Source organism: uncultured Thiohalocapsa sp. (assembly GCF_913062725.1).
GTDB lineage: Bacteria > Pseudomonadota > Gammaproteobacteria > Chromatiales > Chromatiaceae > Thiohalocapsa.
Genome location: NZ_CAJXWY010000056.1, coordinates 19,036 through 27,366 on the forward strand (window position 1 = coordinate 19,036; position 8,331 = coordinate 27,366).

Below are 8,331 nucleotides of genomic sequence, written 5' to 3' on the forward strand. Positions count from 1 at the left end.
CCACTTCAAGCGCACGGTCTGCCGGATCAGGGCGCATGCGCCACAACACAGAGACCGACCTGAGAACAATCGCTTGCTGCCCTCCTCGCCCGCACCGAGCCCGCGGTCGTCGCCGTCCGAGGCCTTCGCCAGCGTCGACTTCGCCTGGACACACCGGCCGCCGGGCTGCGACCTCGACGCGCTGACAGACATCCAGTGGCGGGCCGATGCCTGTACCCCGCGGTCGGTGCTTTGCTTCCAATGTCATGACGACGGCCCGTCGGACGCCGAGCTCTATCGCCGTTACCTCGCCGCCAGCGCCTTTGCGGTACTGGTCACCAACCGGCGCCTGGACTGCTTTGATGCGCTGCGGCACAAGGGCGTGTTCGTCACTCGGGCAGACGCCTACGGGGACACGGTGGCACGACTGTGTGACGCCTTCTATCCCCTGCCCGCCGACCACTGGCGCATCGCCGCAGTCACCGGTACGAACGGCAAGACCACCACGGTGAAGTACTTGGAAGCGCTGCTCGGTGCCGCCGGTGAGCGCGTCCTGTCCGTGGGCACACTGGGGCTCGCGCTGAACGGGGTGAGCCAGGGCGCCACCGGTTTCACGTCGCCGCCGCTGGTGGAGCTGCGCCGGCTGCTGGCCGCCTACCAGGACCGCGCCGATGTGCTGGTCACCGAGGCATCCAGTCATGCCCTGCACCAGGGGCGGCTCGCCGGGCTGCAGTTCGACGCCGCCGCCTGGACCAACTTCTCCGTCGACCATCTGGACTATCACGGCACCGAGGCGGCGTATTTCACCGCCAAAGCGGGCATCGTCGATCATCTGCCGCCGGGCGCGGCGCTGCTGACCTGCAGCCCGGCGGTGGCCGAGCGGCTGGGACGCGAGCGCCCACAAACGCCCGTCGCGCTGGTCAGGCCCATCGCGGCCGACGCCGAGCTGCTCGCCGAGCTGCTCGCCGAGCGACCCTTTCTGGCCCTCGACTACAACCGCGCCAACGGTGCCCTGGCGCTGGCGCTGGCGGCGCGCATCCTGGCGCCACGGGGCAAGCGGCCGCCGCCGCACCCCTGGCGGGCGCTGCGGGCGGTGGACGGGCGCTTCGAGACCTTCGTCTGCGGCAACCGCACCGTGGTGGTGGATTTTGCCCATACGCCGGATGCGCTGGATAACGTGCTCGGGGCCATCCGCGCGGCCTTCCCGCAGGCGCGGGTGACGACCCTGTTCGGTTGCGGCGGCGATCGCGACCGCGGCAAGCGCCCGCTCATGGGCGCCGCCGTGTGCCGACATGCGGACCATGCCATCGTCACCTCTGACAATCCCCGCTTCGAGGACCCCGAGGGCATCATCCATGCCGTCCTGGATGGCATGGGCGACTGCGCCGAAGCGCCCGAGGTGGTATTGGATCGCGCCGAGGCCATACGCCGCCTCTTCGACCGGCTCGCCGCGGCACCCGCCGCGGCGCGCCAGGTGGCCCTCATCGCCGGCAAGGGTCACGAGCGCACCATCGAGCGCAACGGTGCCAAGACCTCTTTCAGCGACCAGGATGAGGTGTTGCGCAACTTCGAGCGCCTCGGCTGGACTCGCGGCTGAGCGCCCGGCTGCCCCCGCTAACGCTCAGCACGCGCCGCTGGAATCTGGTGCACTTGTTCTCGCACCCTATCCGAAACGAGCGAGTGCGGCATCATCGGGCGCGAGCGCTCGAGCCTTCGACGCGATGGCCGGCGTGCGCATGGCACGCCGGGCCAAGGTCGCACCGGCGCGGCGGACAACGCCTATACTGCGGGTTCATGCATCGACCGCTCGCTCGGGGGATTTGACGTGTTCAGGCGATCCACATGGGCCCCATGGTCCGCGGCGCTGGCGCTGCTGGCCATAGCCATACCGCCGGTTACGGCGGCGGTACAGACGACAACCCTGCAGGCGCTCTCTGCCATCGCCGACGCACCCGCCGAGACAACGGTGTACGCGGCCCGTGCCGTCATCACCATGGACCCGGCACGGCCGAGGGCCGAAGCCTTTGCGGTGCGCGATGGTCGCTTCATCGCCGTCGGGAGCCGGGACGAGGTGACAGCCGCCGCCGGAGAGGGTGCAACGCACGATGACACCTTCGCCGGCAAGGTGGTGGTGCCCGGCTTCGTGGCCCCGCACGTCCATCCCGTGCTGGCGGCGTTGACGATGACCACAGAGGTCATCGCCATCGAGGCCTGGGACACGGTGGACGGGCGCTCCGCGGGCGTGCGCGATGCCGCAGGCTACCGCGAGCGCCTGCTCCACGCACTGGCGGCGCATCATCAGAACGCCGACGGACCCTTTGTCACCTGGGGCTATCACCAGGATTTCCACGGCGACATGTCCAGGGCGATGCTGGATGGCCTGATGACGGCGGTGCCGGTGCTGGTCTGGCATCGCTCCTGCCGCGAGTTCTATTTGAACAGCGCGGCGTTGGCATACACAGGTATCGATGCGGAGTTCGTCGCCGGGCTGCCGGCGAGCCAGCGCGCACAGATCGATCTGGACACCGGCCGCATCTTCGGCCAGGGGGCCATCGCCGTGCTCGACAAGCTGGCACCCCTGGTGGCGCCACCGCAGCGGCTACGACAGGGGCTCGAGTTTACCGAGACCCTGTACCACCGCCACGGCATTACGCTCGCCTGCGAGCCGGGCGGCCTGCTTTCGCGGCCGCTGCAGCAGGCCATCAATCACGTCTACGGCGACTCGGCGACGCCCTTCGATCACTGCTTTATCGCCGATGGCACGGCCCTCGCCGCACGGCATCCGCCGACGAGCTCGGGTGCGGCCGGAAGCCTGATCGACGCCACCCGTCGACTGCTGTCCTGGGGTGAGGGACGCGCCTGGTATCTGCCACGACAGGTCAAGCTCTTCACCGATGGCGCCCTCTACAGCCGTACCATGCAGATGCAGGACGGCTCTGGCGACGACCGCGCCGGCGCCTGGGTGATGCATCCGGCGGACTTCGACGCCGCCTTCCAGGCCTACTGGGATGCGGGCTACCAGATCCACGTCCACGCCGTCGGCGACGCTGGACTGGCGGTGCTGCTCGCGAGCCTGGAGGACGCCATGGCGCGCAACCGCCGCGACGACCACCGCACGGTGCTTGCGAGTGTTGCGTTTGCGGCGCCGGCGCAGATGGCCCGCTGGGCAGCCTTGGGCGGCATCGTCAGTGCCAACCCCTACGATGTCGAGGCGCTCGCCGCACGCTATGCGGCGGTGGCTATCGACGAGGACCGCGCCCGGGACATGGTTCCCATGGCAGACGTGCTCGAGCACGACCTGCCCTTCGCCTTCCATTCGGGCATGCCCATGGCGCCGGCCAAGCCGCTGCAACTGATCTATGCCGCCGTGAACCGGCTGACGGGCGAGGGCCGAATCATGGGTGCAATGCACCAGATACCGCGCGAAGCGGCACTTGCGGCGGTCACCCTCGGTGCCGCCCATGCCCTGCGGCAGGAAGACAGCATCGGCTCCATCGCGGTGGGCAAGCGCGCCAATCTGACCATCCTCGAGGCCAACCCGCTGGAGGTACCACCGACTTGGATCAAAGATATCCCCGTGTGGGGGACCATGCTGGACGGTCGGTTACAGCCTTTACGATGACTGACCACGCTGGCATCCGGCGATCTGCGCTTGGCCTAAAGCCGGATGGCCGCCCCCCTGGCAGGCGGCGTCATGAATGGATCGAAGCCGCCGCTGCCCGGCGGTTGCCTAAAACGGCGGCTCATCGCCGAACATGGGCGCCTCCGCGCCGCCCTGATCGAAATCCTCGTTCCGAGCCGAGTCAGACCCGGGAGCGTCGATGCGCCAGGCCTTTACGTCCGTATACCAACGGCCGTTATACTCTCGACTCTCGAGGTTGAAGTGGACGGTGACCTCCTGCCCTTCGCGGATCGCGAACTGGTCGATCTTGTCGCCCCAGAGCATGAAGCAGACCTGACGGGTGAAATCACCCTGTGTGGTCTCGAGGACATAATCCTGCTTGCGCCAGGGGCCGCGGGCGGAGGTGCCGGACTTCTCCGGCAGGACTTGCGTGATCTTGCCTGTCAGTTCCAAGGCTGTTGGCTCTCCGGAAGTCGGGATGGATGAAAGGGTGGTGCCGTCAGTACGCCGGCGTCGCCATGCTACCGGACAATGTCGGCGACCGTGAGACCGCGAGACGGCGGTGGAGATCCTGGAATCACTGTTCTCAGACAACGCGGTCCGACTGGTAACGGTTTCGGGCCAACCTCGGCACACCCAACCCGTCTGTCGCGCTCAAGCCTTACAAGCACGCAAGCATCATGCGCATCCTCACCTACCGCGGACTCGACACCGCCGCCATCCCCGGCATCGACAAGCTCACGGACCGACTGGCGTGCGACGACTTCAAATCCGCCGATGTCAAGAAGGTCGGCGACAACCTGTACCGGGCGCGGCTCGACCGCAGCAACCGGCTGCTGTTCGCGTTGTATCGCCATCAGGGCGAGCGTTGCGCCCTGCTGCTGGAGTACATCCCAAACCACGCCTACGAGAAGTCCCGCTTCCTGGCCCGGGGCGTGGACATCGAGGAGGCACGCATCCCCGCCGCCGCCGCCGAGGCCGCAGACGCCGCGCCGGAGTTGCCCTACCTGAACCCCGCCCTGCCGCGCTTTCACCTGCTGGACAAGGTGCTGTCCTTCGATGACGACCAGGAGATGATCTACCGCCAGCCGCCGCCGCTGGTGATCATCGGCTCCGCCGGCAGCGGCAAGACGGCGCTGACCCTCGAGAAGATGAAGGACGCCGCGGGCGACGTGCTCTATGTCACCCGCTCGGCCTTCCTGGTGCAGAACGCGCGTAACCTCTACTACGCCAACGGCTGGCAGCGCGACGACCAGGATGTGGCGTTCCTGTCTTTCCGGGAGTACCTGGAGAGCATTCAGGTGCCCGTCGGCAAGGAGATCACGCCGCGCGCCTTCGCCGCCTGGGCCGGGCGTCAGCGCCTGCCGAAGGCGCTGAAAGACGGCCATCAGCTGTTCGAAGAGTTCCAGGGCGCCATCACCGGCGCCGACCCGGCGCAGGCCTATCTGAGCCGCGACGCCTACCTGGCCCTGGGCGTGAAGCAATCCATCTACCCACCGGAGACCCGCGCCGAGGTCTATGACCTGTTCGAGAAGTATCTGCGCTTTCTCGACGAGCAGGGCTGGTTCGATGCGAATCTGGTGAGTCACGCCTGGCTGAGCCGGGTGACGCCCCGCTACGACTGGGTGGTGGTGGACGAGGTGCAGGATCTCACCAACGTGCAGCTGTTGCTGATCCTGAAGGCGCTGCGCGACGCCAACAATTTTCTGCTCTGCGGCGATGCCAACCAGATCGTCCACCCGAATTTCTTCTCCTGGTCCAAGGTCAAGAGCCTGTTCTGGCGCCAACAGGCCGATGGCAGCGGCGAGCGCGCCGACCTGATCCGCATCCTCAACGCGAATTTCCGCAATTCGCCGCAGGTGACGGACATCGCCAACCGCTTGCTGCACATCAAGCACGCCCGCTTCGGCTCGGTGGACCGCGAGAGCAATTATCTGGTGCGCAGTTGCGGTCCGGCGCGCGGCCGCGTCGGGCTGTTGCAGGACAGCGAGCGCGTCAAGCGCGACCTGGACCAACGCACCGCCGCCTCCGCCCGCTTCGCCATCCTGGTGCTGCACCCGGAGCAGAAGGCGGAGGTGCGCAAGTTTTTCCGCACGCCGCTGGTGTTCTCGATCCACGAGGCCAAGGGCCTGGAATACGAGAACGTGCTGCTGTACGGCTTCCTGTCCAGCGAGGAGAAGCGCTTCCGCGACATCGCCGCCGAGCTGACCGAGGCCGACCTCCAGGGCGAGCTGCGCTACGCCCGCGCCCGCGACAAAGGCGACAAGTCCCTGGAGATCTACAAGTTCTACATCAATGCCCTGTACGTGGCCGTGACCCGCGCGGTGCGTAATCTCTATCTCATCGAGCCGCGCCCCAGGCAGCACCTGCTGTCTCTGCTCGGCCTGAGCGACGTGCACCAAAGCGTGGACGACGTCGAGACCGAGACCTCGAGCCTGGAGGAGTGGCGCCACGAGGCACACCGCCTGGAGCTACAGGGCAAAGAGGAGCAGGCCGCCGAGATCCGCGAGCAGATCCTCAAGCAGCGCACCCCGACCTGGACGGTGCTGCGCGGCGAAGCGCTCGCAGCGCTGAAGGAAAAGGCCCTGACCCGGGGCGAGAAGAAGGCGGGCATCGCGCTGATGGAATATGCGCTCATGTATTCCGACCAGCGTTTGCTGAACAACCTGATCCAGGCCGGCGTCAAGGCGGCGAAGCAGCCGGATAAGGCGATGGCGATGCTGGAGAAGAAGTATTTCCTGCCCTACACGCTGAAAAACCCCGGCGCCGTGCTGCGCGAGGTGGATCAGTACGGCGTGGACTTCCGCAACGTCTTCGGCCAGACCCCGCTGATGGTGGCGAGCCGCACGGGCAACGCCGACTTGATCGAGGCCCTGCTGGACCGCGACGCCGACACCGCACTGGTGGACGCCAACGGCCTCAACGCCTTCCAGATCGCGTTGGAGCGCGCCTGCGTCGACGAGCGCTTCGCACGCAGGCGCCTGCCGGCGGTATACGAGCGTCTGGCCCCGCCGAGCCTGGATATCCAGGTGGAGGGGCGACTGGTGAAGCTGGATCAGCGACTCATGGAATATCTCATGCTGTGCATCGCCATGGTGCTGTTCTACCAGCGCCTGGGCGAGAACTATGCCTACGGCCGAGGACTCATGTCCGCCGTCGATATCGAAGAAATCCTGGCGCAGTTTCCAGAGTCCGTCGTGCCCGCCCGGCGCAAGCGGCGGCAATATCTCTCCTCGATCCTGGCCAAGAACGAAATCGACCGCAACGACCCGTACAACCGCAAGCTGTTCCTGCGCTGGCGCCGCGGCCACTACATCATCAACCCCCAGCTCTCCCTGCGCGTCGAAGGCGAGTGGCGCCGCATCTACGACGTGCTCGCACCCGAGCGCCTCGGCGCGCGCCTGCGCGATCCGCTGTACTGGGGCAGCCACAGCTTCGACCCCAACGCCAGCGCGGAGCAGGCCCTGGACACCCTGCGCGACCATCTGCAAGCGCTCAGTGATGGCCGCTCGCTGGCGGAGCTGTTCCCCGGCTCAAAGCGGTGAGCCGGGCGTCGTGTGGTGGCCGCCACCACAGGGCAACGCGCCCGTCTGCCTGACACCCCGCATTCAGACCCGCATCCCTAGTCCACCAGCTCCGCCTCCACCGTGGCGCCGAAGCTGAGCTGACCATCCTGCACGTCCACCTGCACCGTATCCCCTGGCTTGAAGTGACCGGCGAGGATTTCCTGCGCGAGGGGATTCTCCAGCTGGGCGCGAATGGCGCGCTTCAGGGGCCGGGCGCCGTAGACCGGGTCGAAGCCGGCTCTCACGCTGCCTCAGGAGGTTAAAGCATACCCCCCAAAAAAGACATTATGTGAAGGCCGCGCCCGGGCTGCCACGTTCCTGCCTCTCCTATGGCGCGGTATTAGATAGGTGCGTCCAACAGAGCCGACGCTTCAGGGCATTGCCCACGCGGTGCTCCAATACACCTTCCCGCTGGAGGCGACCGACGACGATGCCCGGAGCGATATCAATCGCTTGGGCGAATGCCTCGATTTGGACCAGCGTCGGCCTGCCCTGCGCCAACAGGCTGCGCAGTGCTGACGGCGGGATCAGATGGTCTGCCGCGAAGCGGTTGGCCTCCTGTTCCTTGGCGTCCTCCACATCGTCGTCTTCGATAAAGACATCGCGCTTGCCGTGGAGTAGGATATGGCCGGCCTCGTGGAAGAATGTAAACCAAAGCTGGTCATCGGACTTGTAGCGAAGGCTGAGCTGAACCAACGCCTTGTCGGTGGCGAGCCAGCGGGTGGCGCCGGAGACGCCGGTCTTCGGTAACTCCGGTACAAAGACGACGGCAACGCCGACGGCAGCGCAGCGTTCAACCAAGACCGATCGAAAATCTTCCGGTGCCTCGCGGGTCAACGGGCGGACCTCGTGGAGTACCGTGCGGAAGCCTGGCTTGTCGAACGGTCCGCAGACAATGGCTTGCGCTTCGATCTCGCCGCGACGCAGCCAAGCGGACACCGCCTCCGGATGGGTGTCGAAGCGTTTCGATTGACGAAAGGCCGTGCCGCTCCCGTTCCAGACCGCATCCCATCGCTCGACCGAGCTGACGCCGAAAAATTTCAGCACGAGGTCCAGCTGGCCGGCGTTGCTCTCGGCCTCGGCGATCCAGCCGAGCTTGACCATTGCCTTGACCGGAACGCGTCTGAGCCAATCGAGATCGCGGTCAAGGTGTGCATGATCTCG

Annotated in this window: 5 protein-coding genes and 1 pseudogene; 3 read left to right on the top strand and 3 right to left on the bottom strand. The window is 66.7% G+C overall.

The window, feature by feature from the left end; translation table 11 throughout:
- Positions 1–73: 73 nt before the first annotated feature.
- On the top strand, positions 74–1,576 hold the full coding sequence (locus QZ588_RS14225; protein ID WP_295543607.1) for a Mur ligase family protein: 1,503 nt from the start codon (positions 74–76) through the stop codon (positions 1,574–1,576).
- 228 nt (positions 1,577–1,804) lie between these two features.
- A complete protein-coding gene (locus QZ588_RS14230; RefSeq protein WP_295543608.1) occupies positions 1,805–3,601 on the top strand; it encodes an amidohydrolase family protein in 1,797 nt (598 codons plus the stop codon).
- A 108-nt stretch (positions 3,602–3,709) separates the two neighbouring features.
- Here the strand turns inward: QZ588_RS14230 and QZ588_RS14235 are convergent, their stop codons facing one another.
- Positions 3,710–4,054, bottom strand: coding sequence for a DUF3127 domain-containing protein (locus QZ588_RS14235; protein WP_295543609.1), 345 nt, complete (start codon positions 4,052–4,054; stop codon positions 3,710–3,712).
- A gap of 227 nt (positions 4,055–4,281) precedes the next feature.
- Here QZ588_RS14235 and QZ588_RS14240 point away from each other — a divergent pair, with 227 nt between their 5' ends.
- Complete coding sequence (locus QZ588_RS14240; RefSeq protein WP_295543610.1) at positions 4,282–7,146, top strand: UvrD-helicase domain-containing protein; 2,865 nt, start codon at positions 4,282–4,284, stop codon at positions 7,144–7,146.
- A gap of 77 nt (positions 7,147–7,223) precedes the next feature.
- Here QZ588_RS14240 and QZ588_RS14245 read toward each other — a convergent pair.
- Both QZ588_RS14245 and QZ588_RS14250 read right to left on the bottom strand, forming a co-directional pair.
- Positions 7,224–7,406: pseudogene (locus QZ588_RS14245) on the bottom strand (hypothetical protein); the annotation flags it as partial.
- Positions 7,407–7,494: 88 nt separating this feature from the next.
- Positions 7,495–8,331: ImmA/IrrE family metallo-endopeptidase (locus QZ588_RS14250; protein ID WP_295543611.1), on the bottom strand; the 837-nt coding region annotated here is incomplete at its 5' end.

What these genes read in the sequence shown, in the direction of transcription:
- QZ588_RS14240 (WP_295543610.1), top strand. Translation starts at nt 4,282, where the DNA reads ATGCGCATCCTCACCTACCGCGGACTCGACACCGCCGCCATCCCCGGC.